Here is an 18,352-nt window from a genome sequence, read left to right as displayed (position 1 = left end):
TGGTTGCGGTAACGGTCATGTTTGCATTTGTCCCCTTACAGTGGTTGTGGGGAGCGGACACGGGCCCAATTTCCGCCGAACGGACGCGCTCCCGCCGGCCACCGTCCGGGCCGAGCCGCGGTACGGCGTCCAGCCTGCCCTCGACCACCACGTCCCAGCGCATCCGGCTGACGCTGCGTCGGCGGATCCCGGCGGTGCGCAAGAGGTACTCGGGAGGGGAGTCGGACTAGAGGGGGAGCGGGGCGAGCATGCGGGCCGGGTGGCGGGGGCCGAGGAACACGACGATGCCTTTGCCCTCGGGGGACGGGTGGGTGGCCTGGGTCCAGCCCTGGCGGCGGTAGAAGGACATGGCCCGGCCGGACTTCACGGAGGTGAGCAGCCAGGAGCGGTCTTCGGGAGCGTCCGCCGTGACCGCTTCCAGGAGCCGGGCCGCGAGGCCGGTGCCTCGGGCGCCGCGGCGGACGGCGAGTTCGTCGATCTCCCGGGCGCCGACCAGCCAGTCGACAGTGTGGTCGGGACCGAGGCCGGCGGCGGCCTGTGGATAGCAGCGGTCGCCGGGGAAGGGGGAGAGGGTCGTCCAGGCCGTGGCGAAGCCGAGCACCTCTCCGCCTTGCACCGCGGTGACGGCGGTAAAGCCCGGGCGGCGTATGTTCACGGGAAGCCGTCCAGCGAACTCCTCGGCCTTGTCCTCGTCCTCGTTCCAGGGCGGGGCGCAGAAGGCGTCGACGTACACGGAGCGCAGGGCATCGGCGTGTGTGAGCAGTTGGTCGCCCTTGAAGACGCGGATGTCGGTGTCCGTCACGCTGTCACCGCCCCGGCCGTGCCCGGGTGCAGGGCCGCGTACTTCAGCGGCGCGGACGGGTCGATCGACACGTCCAGGGGAGCGGGTTCGGCTCCGGCCCGTACGAGGAGGTCGCCGACGGCTGCGATCATCGCGCCGTTGTCCGTGCACAGCCCGAGCGGAGGCACGCGCAGCTCGATGCCGGCCGCCCGGCAGCGCTCCTCGGCGAGCGAGCGCACCCGGGAGTTCGCGGCGACTCCGCCGACCACCACCAGAGTCTCCACCCCGTACTCGGCGCAGGCGGCCACGGCTTTGCGGGTCAGGACGTCAGCGACCGCCTCCTGCAGCGAGGCAGCGCCGTCGGCCACGGGCAGCTCCCGGCCCGCATGGCCCTCGGCCCAGCGTGCGGCTGCGGTCTTCAACCCTGAGAAGGAGAAGTCGTAGGAGCCGGGCAGCGGGCGGGGGAAGGAGACGGCGCGCGGATCCCCCTCGCGCGCCGTCCGGTCGATGGCGGGACCGCCGGGGTACGGCAGCCCGAAGACGCGTGCGACCTTGTCGAAGCACTCCCCGGCGGCGTCGTCGAGGGTGTCACCGAGATGGACGATCGGATCCCGGGCCAGGTCACGCACGAGCAGGAGGGAGGTGTGCCCGCCGGAGACGATCAGCACCATGCAGGGGTTGGGCAGCGGGCCATGTTCGAGGGTGTCGGCGGCGACATGTCCGGCCAGGTGGTGGACGCCGTACAGTGGCACCCCCAGCGCGTAGGCGACCCCTTTCGCTCCTGCCAGGCCGACCTGGAGTGCTCCGGACAGCCCCGGTCCCGTGGTGACAGCGACTGCGCCGACGTCGGACAGCGTGAGGCCGGCGTCGCCGAGCGCGCGCCGGATCACCGGGCGCAGGGCGTGCAGGTGTGCTCGGGACGCGATCTCCGGCACGACGCCGCCGTAGCGGGCGTGTTCGTCCATGCTCGACGCCACCGCGTGGCCGAGCAGCCGTCCGTCCCGGACGAGTCCCACGCCGGTCTCGTCGCACGACGACTCGATGCCGAGCACGATCGGAGAGCCCATGTCCACCCCTTCCTGCGAGATTTAGGTTATTGCAAGAAGTGTGCAATAAGATCTCCTGGGATGTGAACCCGGGCACGGGTGTGCGGGCCGACGCCCAGTAGAGTGCGCCCCCGTTGCCCCCGAACCCTGAGGTGCTGAGCAGTGACCCCCGTCCGACCAGGCCCGACCTGTGCCGTCACCGTCGTCGGGATCGGAGCCGACGGCTGGGAGGGCCTCCCCGACGTCTCCCGCAGGACCCTGCGGGAGGCTGAGGTTCTCATCGGCGGGCCCCGCCAACTGGACCTGATGCCGCCCGAGTGTGCCGGGGAGCGGATCGTCTGGCCCTCGCCCCTGCGCCCTGCCGTCCCCCGCCTGCTCGTCGCTCACGCCGGCCGTCGGATCGCCGTACTGGCCAGCGGTGACCCGATGTTCTACGGCATCGGGCGGGCCATCGCCGAGGAAGTCGACGCACTCCGCGTCCTGCCCCACCCGTCGTCCGTGTCCTACGCCGCCGCACGCCTCGGCTGGCCGCTGGAGGACGTCGAGGTCGTCACGCTCGTGGGCCGCCCCACCACCCGTCTTGCCGCCGCCCTGCACGACGGCCGACGTCTGCTCGTGCTCGGCGCGGACGCCACCACCCCCGGCGAGGTCGCCGCCCTCCTCCGGGACCGCGGCTTCGGACCCAGCCGCATGCGGGTCCTGGAACAGCTCGGCGGCGACCGGGAACGTACGACCGCGCAGACTGCCGCCGACGACTGGTCGATGACGCACCCGCCCGGCGATCCGCTCAACATCGTGGCCGTCGAGTGCCGCCGGGCTCCCGACGCCCTCCGGCTCGGCGCGGTGCCGGGGTTGCCCGACGAGGCGTACGAGCACGACGGTCAGCTCACCAAGAAGCACGTCCGCGCCGCCACGCTCGGCGCGCTCGCCCCCGCTCCCGGCGAACTGCTCTGGGACATCGGCGGCGGGTCGGGCTCGATCGCCATCGAGTGGATGCGCTCCCACCCCTCATGCCGGGCGGTCACCGTCGAACGTGACGCGGTGCGCGCCGAACGCATCGCCCGCAATGCCGAGCGGCTCGGAGTACCCGGACTTCGGGTCGTCACCGGTGACGCCCCCACAGCCCTGGCCGAACTCCCCGCCCCTGATGCCGTGTTTGTCGGTGGAGGACTCACCGCACCCGGCCTCCTCGGCGCCTGCTGGGAGGCGCTGCCGCCCGGCGGACGGCTGGTCGCCAACACCGTGACGCTGGAATCCGAGGCGCTGCTCGCCGACGCCTACCGTCGTCACGGTGGCGAGCTGGTGCGTCTCGCGGTGGCGCATGCCGTGCCCGTGGGCGGCTTCACCGGCTGGCGCCAGGCCATGCCGGTGACCCAGTGGGCCGTACAGAAGACCGTCAACCCCTCACCAGGAGCAGACAGATGACCGTGTACTTCATCGGTGCCGGACCCGGCGCCGCCGACCTGATCACGGTGCGCGGTGCCCGGACGCTCGCCGCCTGTCAGGTCTGCCTGTACGCGGGCAGCCTCGTTCCGCGCGAGCTGCTGGCCGAGTGCCCGCAGGGCGCACGCCTGGTGGACACCGCCCAGCTCAACCTGGACGAGATCACCGCCGAGTTGGTGCGCGCCCACGAGGAGGGCCATGACGTGGCCCGGTTGCACTCGGGTGATCCTTCCGTGTTCAGCGCGATCGCCGAGCAGATGCGGCGGTTGGATGCCGCCGGGGTTCCCTACGAGGTCGTCCCGGGCGTCCCTGCCTTCGCTGCCGCCGCCGCTGCCCTGAAGCGGGAGCTCACGGTGCCCACCGTCGGCCAGACCGTCATCCTCACCCGGGTCGCCAACCGCGCCACCGCCATGCCGGAGGGCGAGGACCTGGCCACCCTCGGCCGCAGCGGTGCGCTGATCGTGCTGCACCTGGCCGCCAAGTACGTGGACCGGGTGGTGGACGAGCTCCTCCCACACTACGGCGCCGACTGTCCCGCCGCCGTCGTCGCGTACGCCTCCCGCCCGGACGAACTGATCATCCGGGGCACCCTGGACGAGATCGTCGGGAAGGTGAAAGAGGCCGGCGTGCTGCGCACCGCGGTCATCATGGTGGGGCGGACGCTGGGTGCGCAGCAGTTCCGTGACAGCCACCTGTACTCGCCGGAGCGGGAGCGGCACTTCAGCTGACAGAACTGCTGACGGGTACCCCTGACACTGTGCCCGTCCGCCCTCTCGTCCGGCAGGACAGGGCTGCAGAGGACGGACGGGCCCTCGTGGGCAGGGCCGCCTCGGACAGGGGCAGAGACGGCCCTGCTTCTCCAGCGCCGCTCCCTCCCAATTCGCCGTACGGGGAACACCGGAGGCCGTGCCCGCTCCCGACGCGTCGGCGTGCGCCAGGAGCGGTGATATGCATCCGGCAGGCCAGCTGCCTGGGTAAGTACAGGTCACGCGCCACGTGCACACGCTGAGCCGACTTGGCGCCGAGGACGACGTACGCGTCGCAGAGCACGCGCCAGGAAATGCCGCAGGGGTACGCTCCAGCGTGCCCCTCCACCACGTCCAGGTCATCGCACGGCCGGACGGAACCCCACTCTGATTCTCGCACCCACGACATGACCGCAGTACGAGCCCACGGCATCGTCCCGGCGTGCCTGACCCGGCAGATCCTCGTGCTCGCGGACCGGGCCTATCAGGGGGCCGGCGCCACCGCTCGCACCCCCTGCTGCCACCACCGCGCACAGCCGAAGCACCACCAGGAGTTCAACCGTGATCACGCCCGGCTGCGGGCTCTTGGAGAACGTGTCTTCGCACAGCTGAAAACCTGGCGACCGCTCCGGCGGGCTAGATGCTCCACCCGCCGTATCGGCACCATTGTCCAGGCCGTCCACACCCTCCTGACCTGTATGTATTCAGGATAGAAGAGGTTCAGTGCTCGCAGAGGGAGAATTCTCGTTCGTAGAGCTGCTCGTTGTGTTCGTCGACGAAGAACTTGCGTTCCTGCATGAGTTGTTCGCGGTAGTTCTTGGCCTGTTCAAGCGTCATGGTCGAGGTGTCGGACCATGGTTGTTGCGGTGGCACATCGGATGTCGAGACGATCTTTTCCGACGGGTCGACCAGGAAGAACGCGAGAATTTTGCGATATCCCGGGCGGGTGGGGTCCGTGAGGCGGAATGAGCCGACGCGGTGTTGCAGGATGTTCGGGAACGCCAGGCAGCGGCCCGCTGGGGTCGATGTCGATCCCAGCATCTGGTTCAGTGCGTCTTCGTCCTCCAGGCCGTAGACCTCACGCAGGCCGTTGTCGTCGTTCTGTTCGTAGTGCGGGTCGTCGAGTGCCGCCCGGAAACTCAGCCGGTTTTCGGTGATGTTCTCGCTGTCCCAGTAGTAGATGCCGGTCGAGACGATCCGCTCGTTCATCATCCCCTCGACATGCCAGGAACCGCCGGGGTACTCGGGCTTGTCCGGGGTGAGATGAATGGTGGCAAGCTTGACGATGACCTGGAGACGGCGGCCGCGCAGGTCGACTCGGGCGGATTCATCCGGCAACTCGGGCGGGGTGAAGGCCGGGGCGTCCGGGATGGCCGGGCGGCGGTTTTCCCACCAGTCGTCCTGGGCCTCTTCCCATGCACGGAGGGCCTCTGCGTGGACCCCATCATCACTGTAGGAGGATTTGTCCGGATACTCCGGCTCCGAGTCGTACCACCCGAAAGGATCGGCCTCGATCCGCAGGGGCCGCGGATGGCGCAGATCGGTGAGCACGTTCTCCAGCAGCGGGCGAAAGCGCGCGAACAAGTCCGGCAGGACGGAGGCTAGTTCGCGATGAGTCTCGGGGTGGACGTTGTTGACGTACGAACGGAAGGCGACATCGCCGTCGTCACTGACGTCGACGTCCGTGGGTAGCCACTGGAATTTCTCCGAGAATTCATACTTCGAGTAGCGGTCCGTCGGGTTCTGCCAAGCCCTCTCAGGCGCACCGCTCACCTCTCTCACGAGGCAGAACAGTGAGGGATGAACCAGATCCAGTACCTGGCCGTCGGATCCGGGATGCCAGTCCTGTTCTGCTTCGGGAACCTGCTCCAGAACCCGAACCGCCTCGCGCAGCCGGGATCTGAGCTTGTCGTCGACCAGTGTGTCCGACTGCCACACCCCGTCGACGGCGGACACCTCGACGCCGGTTCGTCCGTCCCGCAGCGCGGCGTAATGCAGGAGTTCGGCAAGCACGTAACGAACCTGCGCTTCGGTGAGGCCCTGGGCGACCGCTTCTTGCGTCCACCTGGCGACGATGTCGGCATCGTTCATCTTGTCGAACCATCCCGGCTTCGCCCGAATGATTGAGCTGCACTGCATCATCTGAAGTTCCCGCAGCGTTCGGGGTGTCGCGAACGATATGGAACGGGAAGCATGAAAGGGCAGCGGGAAAGCAGACAGGCCGGTCAATTCTCTTGGTCCTCCCAGTCGGTGTGCGGTGGCGGGAAGGATACTTCAGCAGACTGACACCGCAGCCGTGGACCTTGTCATCGCTGGTCCGGGAGCCAGGGCTTCGACGTAGTCGCGTGATGTCCGGTTCGCGCTCATCCGAGGCCGAGGAGCGCGAGGGGGGGGCGGGGGTTGCAGGCGTTGCGGCGTAGGCCGGCCGTGATGTCCTTCACTCCGGCCGTGCGGAGGGACCCGATGTCGGGTCTTGGAGCTTGAGTGGGTCTGGCTGTAGTCGGCCCGTCACACCGTCACAGATAGCGAAAGCAGGGTGAGTCGGGTCCTGTCTGCCGGCGATCGGTGGCCGGGGTCTACTGGATCGTGCTGCGTCCCACGACCGTGCCGGCTCGGTCGATGCAGAGGACGTCCACGGCGACCGGCGCTCCGCGCAGCACGGCCAGTGCCTCGTCACGGGCCGTCTTCGCCACCAGGTCGCCGAGTGGTACCCCGGCGGCCTGGCACAGCTGCAAGGCGGCGAGCCCGGTGTTGGCGGTGGCCACCTCGGCGGCGAGCGTCTCGTCCGCGCCGCCGTGCCGGGCCAGTTCGGCCAGGAAGCCCTTGTCGACCTGGGATCGGCCGGAGTGCAGGTCCAGATGGCCCGCGGCGAGCTTGGAGAGCTTCGCGAAGCCGCCGCAGATCGTGAGGCGGTCCACCGGGTGGCGGCGGATGTACTTCAGCACCGCGCCCGCGAAGTCGCCCATGTCGAGCAGGGCGTCCTCGGGCAGGCCGTACTCGGCGACGACCGTCTTCTCGGACGTGGAGCCGGTGCACCCGGCGACATGGGTCCGTCCGGCCGCCCGGGCAACGTCTACGCCCCGCCGGATGGAGTCGATCCAGGCCGAGCAGGAGTACGGCACGACGATGCCCGTGGTGCCGAGGATGGAGAGGCCGCCGAGGATGCCGAGCCGTGGGTTCCAGGTGGAGCGGGCGATCTCCTCGCCATGGTCGACGGAGACGGTGATCTCCACGTCGCCGCTGACGCCGTGCCGATCGGCGATCTCGGCGATGTGCTCGCTCATCATCCGGCGGGGGACGGGGTTGACGGCGGGTTCACCGACGGGCAGAGGCAGGCCGGGGCGCGTGATGGTCCCCACGCCGGGGCCCGCCCTGAAGACGACGCCCGTCCCCGCGGGCAGCCGCCGAACCGTGGCCCGGACCAGGGCGCCGTGCGTGACGTCAGGGTCGTCGCCCGCGTCCTTCACGATCCCCGCCATCGCGAAATCCCCGGTCAGCTCCTCGGCGGCCAGCGCGAACGACGGTGTCTGCCCCCTGGGTAGTGTGATCGTCACCGGGTCGGGAAACTCCCCGGTCAGCAGGGCCGTGTACGCGGCCGTCGTTGCCGCGGTCGCGCAGGTACCGGTGGTCCAGCCGTGCCGCAGACCGGTGTGCTCCAGCTGGGCGCGACGACCGCCCTTCGCCTGGCCGGAACCTTGCGCCCTGCCAGCACCGCTCGCCTCACCCACGCCTCTACCCTCACTGCTCCTCATGAACGGACCCGAACTCCCATGCACGTACTGATCCTCGGCGGCACCACCGAGGCCCGCCGCCTTGCCGAACTGCTCCACGGCACCCCCGGGCTGAAACTGACCAGCTCCCTCGCCGGACGGGTCGCCAGCCCCCGGCTGCCCCCGGGCGAGACGCGCGTAGGCGGCTTCGGTGGGGCGGAAGGACTGGCGGCGTGGCTGCGTGAGCACACGGTCGACGCGGTCGTCGACGCCACCCACCCCTTCGCCGAGACGATCAGCTTCAACGCGGCACAGGCCGCTGCCGACACCCATGTTCCCTTGCTCGCCCTGCGCCGGCCCGGCTGGGTCCCCGTCGAGGGCGACCGGTGGCACGAGGCGGGTTCGCTGGAGGAAGCCGCGCGGTCACTGCCCGCACTCGGCCGACGGGTGTTCCTCACCACCGGGCGCATGGGCCTGGCCGCCTTCGCGCACCTGGACGACCTGTGGTTCCTCGTCCGGTCCGTGGACGCACCCGAGCCCCCGCACCCGGCCCGCATGGAGGTGCTGCTCGACCGCGGTCCCTTCACTCTCGACGGGGAGCGAGAGCTGCTGCGGCGCCACCGCATCGACATCGTCGTCACGAAGGACAGCGGCGGAGCGGCCACCGCGCCGAAACTGACCGCTGCCCGCGAGGCCGGGGTGCTTGTCGTCGTGGTCCGCAGGCCACCGGTTCCGGAGGGCGTGCCCGTCGTGCCCGATCCCGAGCATGCGGTTCGATGGGTCGGCGAGCGCCTTGAGCAGCGGCCTTTTCGAGCCATTGACTGAAACCTGGCATGGGCTTTACTGCGGCCGTCTTGTAGCTGCAACCTATTCGCAGAAACCTAGGAGCCGCGGCTGAAAACAGCCGCTCGCCGAACAGTAAGGGTCACGCCCCATGACCACCGCTCCTGATTCCGCGTCCGCCCGGCCGACCGCTCCGGCCGCCGGCCGCGGCATCTCGTGGCACCGCATCCGCACGTCGATGACCCGCAAGGAATGGGCCAGGGTTGGCGGGATGGCCGCCTTCATCCTGGCGCTGCACGTCATCGGCTGGTTCACGCTGGTGGCGATCGTCGCTCCCGAGCACTACAGCCTGGGCACCAAGACCTTCGGTATAGGTATCGGCATCACCGCCTACACCCTCGGCATGCGTCACGCGTTCGACGCCGACCACATCGCCGCCATCGACAACACCACCCGGAAGCTGATGAATGAGGGACAGCGGCCGATGTCGGTCGGCTTCTGGTTCTCCCTCGGCCACTCCACCATCGTCTTCGCCCTTGCCTTCCTGCTCTCCCTGGGCGTGAAGGCGCTGGCCGGTCCCGTCGAGAACGACAACTCCGAGCTGCACAGCATCACCGGCTGGATCGGTACGACCGTCTCCGGGACCTTCCTCTACGTCATCGCGATCATCAACCTGGTGATCATGGCCGGGATCTGGAAGGTCTTCCGGGAGATGCGCTCCGGCCACTTCGACGAGGCCGCCCTGGAGGAGAAGCTCAACAACCGAGGATTCATGAACCGGCTCCTCGGCCGGGTCATGAAGTCGATCACCAAGCCCTGGCAGATGTACCCCTTGGGTGTCCTCTTCGGTCTCGGCTTCGACACGGCGACCGAGATCGCGCTGCTGGTCCTGGCCGGTTCGGGCGCCGCCTCCGGCCTGCCCTGGTACGCGATCCTGTGCCTGCCGATCCTGTTCGCGGCCGGCATGTCCCTGCTGGACACCATCGACGGCTCGTTCATGAACTTCGCCTACGGCTGGGCGTTCTCCAAGCCGGTCCGCAAGGTCTACTACAACCTCACCATCACCGGCCTCTCCGTCGCCGTCGCCCTGATCATCGGCACCGTCGAACTCCTCGGCCTGATCGCCGAGAAGGCCGACCTGCACGGCCCGTTCTGGGACTGGGTCTCCGAGCTGGACCTCAACATCATCGGCTACGTCATCGTCGGTCTGTTCTTCGCCACCTGGGCCGTCGCCCTGCTGGTGTGGAAGTTCGGCCGCATCGAAGAGAAGTGGACGGCGGGCCTGGCCCAGCCGGCCACGGCTCAGGAGCACGCCGAGTAGAGCCGGTCGCGGCGCCGCACGAACGTAGCGGCGCCGCTCACCTTCACGCCTCCGGATACCGGCGAGGGGTCCAGACGGTCTCCTCGCCGTCTCCCCGTCGTACCACCTGTGTCTGTGAGGAACCGACCAGCAGGATCGTGCGCATGTCGACCTCGGCCGGATCCAGCTCGCCCAGCCGCACAATCCGTACCCGCTCACCCGAGCCGCCCACGTCCCGCGCGACCACCACCGGCGTGTCCGACTCCCGGTACTCCAGCAGCAGCTCCCGGGCCTTGCCCACCTGCCAGGTACGGCTGCGCGAGCCGGGGTTGTACAGGGCCAGCACCAGGTCGGCGGAAGCCGCCGCGCGCAGCCGCTCCGCGATGACCTCCCACGGCTTGAGCCGGTCGGACAGGGAGATGGTGGCGTAGTCGTGGCCGAGGGGGGCGCCAGCTCGTGCGGCGGCCGCGTTGGCGGCGGTCACGCCCGGCAGCACACGCACAGCTACATCCAGGTACTCGGGCTGAGAGGCCGCCTCCAGGACAGCGGTGGCCATCGCGAAGATCCCCGGGTCGCCGCCGGAGACCACGGCCACCCGCCGCCCTTGCCGGGCCAGTTGCAGGGCGAACTCGGCGCGCTCGGCCTCCACCCGGTTGTCCGAGCCGTGCCGGGCCTGGCCCGCCCGCTCGGGGACCCGGTCGAGGTAGGTCGTGTAGCCGACCAGGTCGTCAGCGGCGGCCAGCGCACCTCGCGTCTCGGGCGTCAGCCACAGCGGACCGGCGGGACCCGTGCCGACCACGACCACTTCGCCCCGCTCCCGTGCGGGCGGTTCGGCGTCCACCCGGCTCGGCAGGACGGCCACCGAGAAGTACGGCACCGACTCCGCGTCCACGTCTGCCAGTTCGGCGACGCGCTCCTTGCTCATGGTGGCCCGCTCCACGTACCGGGCCTCGCCCAGCCGCCCCGAACTCTCCAGTGCACGGCGTACCTTGGGGAAGGTCCGCCCGAGCTTCATCACCACCGCCGCATCCGTCGAGGCGAGCCGCGCGGTCAGCTCCTCCTCGGGCAGGGTGCCCGGCAGGATGGTCAGCACCTCCTCGCCCTCGGCGAGCGGTGCGCCCAGGCGGGCCGCGGCGGCCGACACCGAGGTGACACCGGGGACGACCTCGGTGTCGTAGCGGTCGGCGAGCCGCTTGTGCATGTGCATGTAGGAGCCGTAGAAGAGCGGATCGCCTTCGGCGAGCACCGCCACCGTCCGGCCGGCGTCGAGATGCGCCGCCAGCCTGGTCGATGCCTCGGCGTAGAAGTCCTCCATGGCACCCCGGTAACCGCCGGGGTGGTCGGTGGTCTCCGTCGTGACCGGATAGACCAGCGGTTCCTCGATGTGGTCGGCGCGCAGGTGCTTCGCCGCGATCGAGCGGGCGATGGACCGCCCGTGCCGTGCGCTGTGGTACGCGACCACGTCCGCCTCGGCGATCACCTCGACAGCCCGCACGGTCATCAGAGAGGGGTCACCGGGGCCGAGTCCCACCCCGTACAGCTTGCCGCTCACTCTTCCTCGCTTGCGATCGCGTTGACCGCGGCGGCGGCGATGGCGCTGCCACCGCGACGGCCGCGCACCACCAGGTGCTCCAGGCCGGACGGATGCGCGGCCAGTGCGTCCTTGGACTCGGCGGCACCCACGAAGCCCACCGGGACACCGATGACGGCGGCGGGCCGGGGAGCGCCCTCCTCGATCATCTCCAGGAGGCGGAAGAGGGCGGTGGGCGCGTTGCCGACGGCGACGACCGCGCCGTCCAGCCGGTCGCGCCACAGTTCCAGCGCTGCCGCGCTGCGCGTGGTGCCCATCTTCGCGGCCAGCTCCGGAACGGCCGGGTCGGACAGCGTGCAGAGCACGTCGTTGTCCGCGGGCAGCCGCTTGCGGGTCACGCCGCTGGCCACCATCTGCACGTCGCAGAAGATCGGGGCCCCGGCGCGCAAGGCCTCGCGGGCACGCGCCACGACTGCGGGCGTGTAGGACAGGTCCCGGACGAGGTCGACCATCCCGCAGGCGTGGATCATGCGCACCGCGACCTGGCTGACGTCGGCGGGCAGGCCCGCGAGGTCCGCTTCCGCGCGGATGGTGGCGAAGGACTGGCGGTAGATCGCCGCTCCGTCCTTCTCGTAGACGTGGGTGGTCACAGTGCTCTTCTCGCTGCTCTCGGTCGTCGTACGGCTCATGAGGTGATCGCCGCCAGGGCGGCGTGGATCTGGGAGGGATCTCCTGCGGAGACGGTTCGCTCGTTCTGGCCGGCTGCGGTGGCCGACAGTCGGTATCCGCCGCCCGGCATCGCGACCACGTCGACGTGGTTCCCATGGGGATGCCCGCAGCGGCGTTCACAGCCGGACCAGTACAGGGGGAGGCTCTGACTGCCTGCTGCATCAAGGGCCTGGGCCGCGGCCGCTCGTACGTCGGCGTGTGCCTTGGCGCATCCGGGCCGGCCGATGCAGGCGCCTACACGCAGCCAGGGGGATGCGGGGTCGGTGACGAGTCCGGCTGCGCCGAGACGGGCGAGCGACTCGGCATCCTGCGCGGCGGTCGTACCCGAGGTGGGGACGACGACACCACGCCAGGGGGTCAACCGCAGCTCGGTGCCGGAGACGTGCGCCAACTCCTCCCACTGGTGGGCAGAGAGCCGTCCCAGCGGAACGTGCACGGACAGGGCTGCACCGACGACTCCCGGAGGAGGGCCATCAGCGACGCCGACAGGCTCAGGCTGCTCCTCGTGGCCGATTTGCTCAGCGACCAGACGGCTACGGACCAGACGATCAATCTCGCTTTCGGGTAGGGCAAGTTCGGATACCCGCCAGGCTTTCGTCCCGTGCGACCGTGCTGCCTCCAGGAACACCTCGGCAGCCACCAGCGCAGCCCGCGACGCGTCACCGGCAGCCACACGGACCGCCCCGGGAGCGAGCCACGCGCCCCCGTCCGCAGTCGCCCGCAGCGTGACATCGGCACCAAGGCCGGCCACATCGCCCCGTCCGTCGTCCAGGGCGAACAGGAACCGTCCCGACAGCCCCCTCGCTGCCCTGCTCGCGCACAAGTCCGCGTCCAGGGCCGTCAGCCAGGGCCGTACGTCCTGCCGGCCGTCGCCGTCGAGACCGGACAGGGGCGAAGCGACGACGTTGCGCACCCGCTCGTGCTCCCGCGAGGGCAACAACCCGGCCGCGTCCAGCACCTCCGCCAGCTCCGCACCGCACTCGTCTGGCAGCCCCCGCAGCTGCACGTTGCCGCGTGACGTCAGATGCAGGCTGCCGTCCCCCAGCTCGCGGGCCGCTTGTCCGAGCACCCTGGCCTGACGGGTGGTCAGCACGCCTCCGGGGACCCGGATGCGCGCCAGCGCCCCGTCGTCCGCCGCATGCAAGCGCAACGACCCCGGGCAGGCGTCACCGCGGTCGCGTGAAGCCGGTGTGGCCTGGGGTGATGGAGGAAGGGCAGCCGAGGGCATGGCGGTGAGCATACCTACGATCACACCGAATGTATGCCCCGCTCTACTTCCGTGGCCCTTACTATGCTCCTCGGTGGATCATCCGGTCCACGACCGCCACGACGGCGACAGGGGAGGAAGCCCGGTGCGAATCCGGCGCGGTCCCGCCACTGTGAGCCCGCCCCCAGGGGTCGGGTGAGCCAGGAACTTCCCTTCCCCGCACCTCGGGTTCGTCCGAGCAGGGGAGACCCATTCCGACACCGCCCGGGGCGCGGACCCCGAGGAAGGCCAGGCGCCGCATGCCCACTCCGTCCGGGGAGCGTGCCCCGCACGCCCGCGAGATCCTGCTTCTGTCGACGTCCGACACCGACCTGCTCAGCGCCCGTGCGGCCGATGGCCCGGTCGCCTACCGCTTCGCCAACCCGTCCCGCCTCGTCCTGGACGACCTCCCCGCCCTCCTCGACGGCGTCGACCTGGTGGTCGTACGCCTCCTCGGCGGGATTCGCGCCTGGCAGGACGGCCTCGACCTGCTGCTCGCCGACGGGCGCCCGGTGGTCGTCCTGACCGGCGAACAGGCCCCCGACGCCCAGCTGATGGCCGCCTCCACCGTCCCCGTCGGCATCGCCGCCGAGGCCCACGCCTACCTCGCCCACGGCGGCCCCGCCAACTTGCAACAGCTCGCCCGGTTCCTCTCGGACACGGTCCTGCTCACCGGCCACGGCTTCGAGGGGCCCGCGCCTGCGCCGACCTGGGGCCCGCTGGAGCTCCCGGATCAGCCGACCGATGGTCCGACGGTTGCCGTGCTCTACTACCGCGCTCACCACATGAGCGGCAACACGGCCTTCGTTCACGCCCTGTGCGACGCCATCGAAGACGCGGGTGCCCGGCCCCTGCCCCTGTATGTCGCCTCCCTGCGCGCCCCCGAGCCGGAGCTGATCGACGAACTCCGCGCCGCTGACGCCATCGTCACCACCGTCCTGGCAGCCGGCGGCACCAAACCCGCCGAGGCATCGGCCGGCGGCGACGACGAGTCCTGGGACGCGGGCGCGCTCACCGCCCTCGACGTACCGATCCTCCAGGCGCTGTGCCTGACCGCCTCGCGTTCCGCCTGGGAGGAGAACGACGAGGGAGTCTCCCCGCTGGATGCGGCCAGCCAGATTGCCGTACCCGAGTTCGACGGCCGCCTGATCACCGTCCCGTTCTCCTTCAAGGAGATCGACGCCGACGGCCTGCCCGCCTACGTCGCCGACCCCGAGCGCGCGGCCCGCGTCGCCGGAATCGCCGTACGCCACGCCCGACTTCGCCACATCCAGTCCGCCGACAAGCGGCTCGCACTCGTCCTGTCCGCGTACCCGACCAAGCACTCCCGCATCGGCAACGCGGTCGGACTGGACACCCCTGCCAGCGCCGTCGCCCTGCTGCGCCGCCTGCGCGACGAGGGCTACGACTTCGGCGACACCGACGTCCCCGGACTGGCCTCCGGCGACGGCGACGAGCTGATCCGCGCGCTCATCGAGGCGGGCGGCCACGACCAGGACTGGCTCACCGAGGAGCAGTTGGCCCGCAACCCGGTACGTATCCCGGCCGCGGACTACCGACGCTGGTACGCCACGCTCCCCAAGGAACTCCGCACGGCGGTGGAGGAGCACTGGGGCCCCGCGCCCGGCGAGATGTTCGTCGACCGCAGCCGCAACCGCGAGGGCGACATCGTCCTGGCGGCCCTGCGCTTCGGCAACCTGCTGATCCTCATCCAGCCCCCGCGCGGCTTCGGCGAGAACCCGATCGCCATCTACCACGACCCGGATCTGCCGCCCTCCCACCACTACCTCGCCGCATACCGCTGGATCGCCGCTCCGCAGTCGGACGGCGGATTCGGCGCGGACGCGATGATCCACCTGGGCAAGCACGGCAACCTGGAGTGGCTGCCCGGCAAGAACGCAGGCCTGTCGGCCGCCTGCGGCCCCGACGCCGCCCTCGGCGACCTCCCCCTCGTCTACCCCTTCCTGGTCAACGACCCCGGCGAGGGCACCCAGGCCAAGCGCCGCGTCCACGCCACCCTCGTCGACCACCTCGTCCCGCCGATGGCCCGCGCGGACTCCTACGGAGACATCGCCCGCCTGGAACAACTCCTCGATGAGTACGCGCAGATCGCCTCCATGGACCCGGCCAAGCTGCCCGCCATCCGCGCCCAGATCTGGACCCTCATCCAGGCCGCCCGCCTCGACCACGACCTGGGCCTGGACGACCGCCCCGACGACGACGGCTTCGACGACTTCCTCCTCCACGTCGACGGCTGGCTGTGCGAGGTCAAGGACGCCCAGATCCGCGACGGCCTCCACGTCCTCGGCAACCCGCCCGCCGGCCAGGACCGTGTCAACCTCGTCCTCGCGATCCTCCGCGCCCGCCAGATCTGGGGCGGCGCCACCGCCCTGCCCGGCCTGCGCGAGGCCCTCGGCCTGGACGAGTCCGCTGCGACCCGCACGACGGCCGACGAAGCGGAGGAGCAGGCCCGCGCGCTCGTGCAGGCGATGGAGGACGCGGGCTGGGACTCCTCTGCCGTACCCACCGAGCAAGGCGAACAGGTCGCCGCCATCCTGGAATTCGCCGCCCGCGAGGTCGTCCCGCGCCTGGCCGCGACCACCGCCGAACTCGACCACACCGTCCACGCCCTGGCCGGCGGCTTCGTCCCGGCGGGCCCCTCCGGCTCCCCGCTCCGCGGCCTGGTCAACGTCCTGCCAACCGGCCGCAACTTCTACTCGGTCGACCCCAAGGCCGTCCCCTCCCGGCTCGCCTGGGAGACCGGACAGGCCCTCGCCGACTCCCTCCTGGAGCGCTACCGCACCGACAACGGCGACTGGCCCACCTCCGTCGGCCTGTCCCTTTGGGGCACGAGCGCCATGCGCACCGCCGGAGACGACGTGGCCGAGGCCCTCGCCCTGCTCGGCGTCCGACCGGTCTGGGACGACGCCTCCCGCCGTGTGACCGGCCTGGAGCCCATCCCGTACGAGGAGCTGGGCCGCCCCCGCATCGACGTGACCCTGCGCATCTCGGGCTTCTTCCGCGATGCCTTCCCGCACACCATCGGGCTCCTGGACGACGCCGTACGCCTGGCGGCCTCGCTGGACGAACCGGCCGGGATCAACCACGTACGCGCCCACGTGCAGGCGGATCTGTCGGCCCACGGCGACGAACGCCGGGCCACCACACGCATCTTCGGCTCCCGCCCAGGCACGTACGGCGCGGGACTGCTCCAGCTGATCGACTCCCGCGACTGGCGCACGGACGCCGACCTCGCCGAGGTCTACAGCGTCTGGGGCGGCTACGCCTACGGCCGCGAACTCGAAGGCCGCCCGGCTCGCGAGGAGATGGAGACGGCGTACAAGCGGATCGCGGTCGCGGCGAAGAACACGGACACCCGCGAGCACGACATCGCCGACTCCGACGACTACTTCCAGTACCACGGCGGCATGGTGGCCACCGTCCGCGCGCTGCGCGGCACCGCGCCCGAGGCCTACATCGGAGACTCCACCCGCCCCGAGACGGTCCGCACCCGCACGCTGGTCGAGGAGACCTCACGCGTCTTCCGCGCCCGGGTCGTCAACCCCAAGTGGATCGAGGCGATGCGCCGCCACGGCTACAAGGGCGCCTTCGAACTCGCCGCCACTGTCGACTACTTGTTCGGATACGACGCCACGACCGGCGTGGTCGCCGACTGGATGTACGACAAGCTCACCGAGACGTACGTCCTGGACCCGACCAACCGGGAGTTCCTCCAGCAGGCCAACCCCTGGGCCCTGCACGGCATCGCCGAGCGGCTGCTGGAGGCGGAGTCGCGGGGGATGTGGGCGAAGCCGGATCCCGCGGTGCTGGATGCGCTGAGGCAGGCGTACTTGGAGACGGAGGGAGACCTCGAAGGCGAGGGCTGAGACTCTTATTGCGAATAGGTCGCAATAACGCTTAGATTGCAAGTAGTGGCCGGCCGGGGTGGCTGAAGCGGTGCACCTCAATGTCGGCCTGGTGTGGGGCGTCGTCCCGCCTTGACAGCGTCCGTTCCAAGGACGGCGCCCCGCACCGATAGGCCCGCTCAGTCACCGCAGCGGGCGCAACGGCCGTAGACCAGCAGCGACCCGGAGGCGCCGGGCCTCAGCCCGGTGAACTCCGCGATCCGTTCCACGGCCTCCCTCAATGGCTCACTCGCGAGGGTCCCCACCTGGCCGCACTGCTCGCACACCGTGTGGTGGTGCGGCTCCGAGCTGATGCCGTACCGCTTCGGGCCCGGTCCGTGCACCGCGTGCGTCAGGCCGACGGCCGTCAGTGTCTCCAGGGTCCGATAGACGGTCGCCGGATCGAACGGCGCGCCCAGCCGGTGCAGTTCCGCGCAGGCTTCCGCGGAGGAGAGGTGCAGCCCGGACCTCGAGAGCATGGCCAGCGTGTGCAGCCGGCTGGGAGTGCAACGCAAGCCGTGGCATCGCAGCAGTACCGAGGCATCCGGTGGCGTGGTCGTATCGGTATGCGCCGACGGCGAGGTCGTGGTCACGCTACTGCCTTTCCCGCCGCGAGCGAGGAGTCCGGGTCGCGAACTGCCCTCGCGTGACGGTCGCTGATGGTTCGTCCGCGTGGATGGTGCTGGGGATCGGGCGATTGTCGGCTCGTGTCCCGTACGACACGGGAGGGGTCCTAGGTCCAACGCCTGATCGCAAGGTACCGTTCCTGCTGTTAACGTGCAGCTGCATACCGTTGGCAATAACGTCGGAGGACGTTGAACATGGCGCTTTACACGCTCCCGGAGCTTCCGTACGACTACTCGGCGCTCGCCCCGGTCATCAGCCCCGAGATCATCGAGCTGCACCACGACAAGCACCACGCGGCCTACGTGAAGGGTGCGAACGACACGGTCGAGCAGCTCGCCGAGGCGCGGGACAAGGAGACGTGGGGCTCGATCAACGGCCTGGAGAAGAACCTTGCGTTCCACCTTTCGGGCCACATCCTGCACAGCATCTACTGGCAGAACATGACCGGCCCGAAGGACGGCGGCGGCGAGCCGCTGGCCCAGGACGGCGTGGGCGACCTGGCCGA

Annotated in this window: 13 protein-coding genes, 2 pseudogenes and 1 riboswitch; of the genes and pseudogenes, 7 read left to right on the top strand and 8 right to left on the bottom strand. The window is 70.3% G+C overall.

Features of this window, described 5'->3' with window-relative positions; genetic code table 11:
• Positions 1 to 226: 226 nt before the first annotated feature.
• Positions 227 to 802 (bottom strand): GNAT family N-acetyltransferase, encoded by a 576-nt coding sequence (locus ABZ471_RS35115; protein WP_359072283.1) that lies wholly within the window; start codon positions 800 to 802, stop codon positions 227 to 229.
• On the bottom strand, positions 799 to 1,848 hold the full coding sequence (gene tsaD, locus ABZ471_RS35110) for a tRNA (adenosine(37)-N6)-threonylcarbamoyltransferase complex transferase subunit TsaD (RefSeq protein ID WP_359072282.1): 1,050 nt from the start codon (positions 1,846 to 1,848) through the stop codon (positions 799 to 801). The genes ABZ471_RS35115 and tsaD overlap by 4 nt, the downstream gene beginning before the upstream one ends.
• A 141-nt stretch (positions 1,849 to 1,989) precedes the next feature.
• Here tsaD and cbiE point away from each other — a divergent pair, with 141 nt between their 5' ends.
• From cbiE to ABZ471_RS35095, 3 genes and pseudogenes are all read left to right on the top strand, one after another.
• Positions 1,990 to 3,252 (top strand): precorrin-6y C5,15-methyltransferase (decarboxylating) subunit CbiE, encoded by a 1,263-nt coding sequence (gene cbiE, locus ABZ471_RS35105; protein ID WP_359072280.1) that lies wholly within the window; start codon positions 1,990 to 1,992, stop codon positions 3,250 to 3,252.
• Entirely contained in the window at positions 3,249 to 3,998 is a 750-nt protein-coding gene (cobM, locus tag ABZ471_RS35100; protein ID WP_359072279.1) for a precorrin-4 C(11)-methyltransferase, read from the top strand. The genes cbiE and cobM overlap by 4 nt, the downstream gene beginning before the upstream one ends.
• A 367-nt stretch (positions 3,999 to 4,365) precedes the next feature.
• A pseudogene (locus tag ABZ471_RS35095) lies at positions 4,366 to 4,729 on the top strand (transposase family protein); the annotation flags it as partial.
• A gap of 7 nt (positions 4,730 to 4,736) precedes the next feature.
• On the opposite strand, the gene ABZ471_RS35090 reads toward ABZ471_RS35095, so the two are convergent.
• Together ABZ471_RS35090 and ABZ471_RS35085 are read right to left on the bottom strand one after the other, a co-directional pair.
• Positions 4,737 to 6,245, bottom strand: a complete 1,509-nt coding sequence (locus ABZ471_RS35090) for a DUF4246 domain-containing protein (RefSeq protein WP_359072277.1) — start codon at positions 6,243 to 6,245, stop codon at positions 4,737 to 4,739.
• 347 nt (positions 6,246 to 6,592) lie between these two features.
• Positions 6,593 to 7,768 (bottom strand): cobalt-precorrin-5B (C(1))-methyltransferase, encoded by a 1,176-nt coding sequence (locus tag ABZ471_RS35085; protein ID WP_359072275.1) that lies wholly within the window; start codon positions 7,766 to 7,768, stop codon positions 6,593 to 6,595.
• An 18-nt stretch (positions 7,769 to 7,786) separates the two neighbouring features.
• On the opposite strand from ABZ471_RS35085, the gene ABZ471_RS35080 reads away from it, so the two are divergent.
• The gene (locus ABZ471_RS35080; RefSeq protein WP_359072273.1) at positions 7,787 to 8,551 is read left to right on the top strand and encodes a cobalt-precorrin-6A reductase; all 765 of its coding nucleotides are present in this window, start codon (positions 7,787 to 7,789) and stop codon (positions 8,549 to 8,551) included.
• Between the two features lie 109 nt (positions 8,552 to 8,660).
• Complete coding sequence (locus tag ABZ471_RS35075; RefSeq protein ID WP_359072272.1) at positions 8,661 to 9,830, top strand: HoxN/HupN/NixA family nickel/cobalt transporter; 1,170 nt, start codon at positions 8,661 to 8,663, stop codon at positions 9,828 to 9,830.
• A gap of 43 nt (positions 9,831 to 9,873) precedes the next feature.
• Here the strand turns inward: ABZ471_RS35075 and ABZ471_RS35070 are convergent, their stop codons facing one another.
• Genes ABZ471_RS35070 through cobG form a run of 3 tightly spaced genes read right to left on the bottom strand, consistent with a single transcriptional unit; the run spans position 9,874 to position 13,309 of the window.
• Positions 9,874 to 11,361, bottom strand: a complete 1,488-nt coding sequence (locus tag ABZ471_RS35070) for a precorrin-2 C(20)-methyltransferase (RefSeq protein ID WP_359072270.1) — start codon at positions 11,359 to 11,361, stop codon at positions 9,874 to 9,876.
• Complete coding sequence (locus ABZ471_RS35065) at positions 11,358 to 12,029, bottom strand: precorrin-8X methylmutase (RefSeq protein ID WP_359072268.1); 672 nt, start codon at positions 12,027 to 12,029, stop codon at positions 11,358 to 11,360. Before ABZ471_RS35065 ends, ABZ471_RS35070 begins: the two co-directional genes overlap by 4 nt.
• Complete coding sequence (cobG, locus tag ABZ471_RS35060) at positions 12,026 to 13,309, bottom strand: precorrin-3B synthase (RefSeq protein ID WP_359072316.1); 1,284 nt, start codon at positions 13,307 to 13,309, stop codon at positions 12,026 to 12,028. The genes ABZ471_RS35065 and cobG overlap by 4 nt, the downstream gene beginning before the upstream one ends.
• A 45-nt stretch (positions 13,310 to 13,354) precedes the next feature.
• Positions 13,355 to 13,507, top strand: a riboswitch (cobalamin riboswitch).
• Between the two features lie 68 nt (positions 13,508 to 13,575).
• Here cobG and cobN point away from each other — a divergent pair.
• Positions 13,576 to 17,202: a cobaltochelatase subunit CobN gene (gene cobN / locus ABZ471_RS35055; RefSeq protein ID WP_359072267.1), complete on the top strand. Its 3,627-nt coding sequence runs from the start codon at positions 13,576 to 13,578 to the stop codon at positions 17,200 to 17,202.
• Between the two features lie 158 nt (positions 17,203 to 17,360).
• Here cobN and ABZ471_RS35050 read toward each other — a convergent pair whose 3' ends face one another.
• Positions 17,361 to 17,813 carry a transcriptional repressor gene (locus ABZ471_RS35050; protein ID WP_359072265.1) on the bottom strand — a complete coding sequence of 151 codons (453 nt, stop codon included), beginning with the start codon at positions 17,811 to 17,813 and terminating at the stop codon, positions 17,361 to 17,363.
• Between the two features lie 228 nt (positions 17,814 to 18,041).
• On the opposite strand from ABZ471_RS35050, the pseudogene ABZ471_RS35045 reads away from it, so the two are divergent.
• Positions 18,042 to 18,352, top strand: a pseudogene (locus ABZ471_RS35045) (superoxide dismutase); the annotation flags it as partial.

Source organism: Streptomyces sp. NPDC005728, from assembly GCF_040630895.1.
Taxonomy (GTDB): domain Bacteria; phylum Actinomycetota; class Actinomycetes; order Streptomycetales; family Streptomycetaceae; genus Streptomyces.
The sequence above is the reverse complement of the archived record's forward strand: the minus strand, read 5'-3'. Positions and strand labels throughout refer to the sequence as shown.

Bases quoted from the DNA above. Each gene is read 5' to 3' on its own strand.
- tsaD (WP_359072282.1), bottom strand. From the start codon at position 1,848: ATGGGCTCTCCGATCGTGCTCGGCATCGAGTCGTCGTGCGACGAGACC.
- cobM (WP_359072279.1), top strand. From the start codon at position 3,249: ATGACCGTGTACTTCATCGGTGCCGGACCCGGCGCCGCCGACCTGATC.
- ABZ471_RS35085 (WP_359072275.1), bottom strand. From the start codon at position 7,768: ATGAGGAGCAGTGAGGGTAGAGGCGTGGGTGAGGCGAGCGGTGCTGGC.
- ABZ471_RS35080 (WP_359072273.1), top strand. From the start codon at position 7,787: ATGCACGTACTGATCCTCGGCGGCACCACCGAGGCCCGCCGCCTTGCC.
- ABZ471_RS35075 (WP_359072272.1), top strand. From the start codon at position 8,661: ATGACCACCGCTCCTGATTCCGCGTCCGCCCGGCCGACCGCTCCGGCC.
- ABZ471_RS35065 (WP_359072268.1), bottom strand. From the start codon at position 12,029: ATGAGCCGTACGACGACCGAGAGCAGCGAGAAGAGCACTGTGACCACC.
- cobG (WP_359072316.1), bottom strand. From the start codon at position 13,309: ATGCTCACCGCCATGCCCTCGGCTGCCCTTCCTCCATCACCCCAGGCC.
- cobN (WP_359072267.1), top strand. From the start codon at position 13,576: ATGCCCACTCCGTCCGGGGAGCGTGCCCCGCACGCCCGCGAGATCCTG.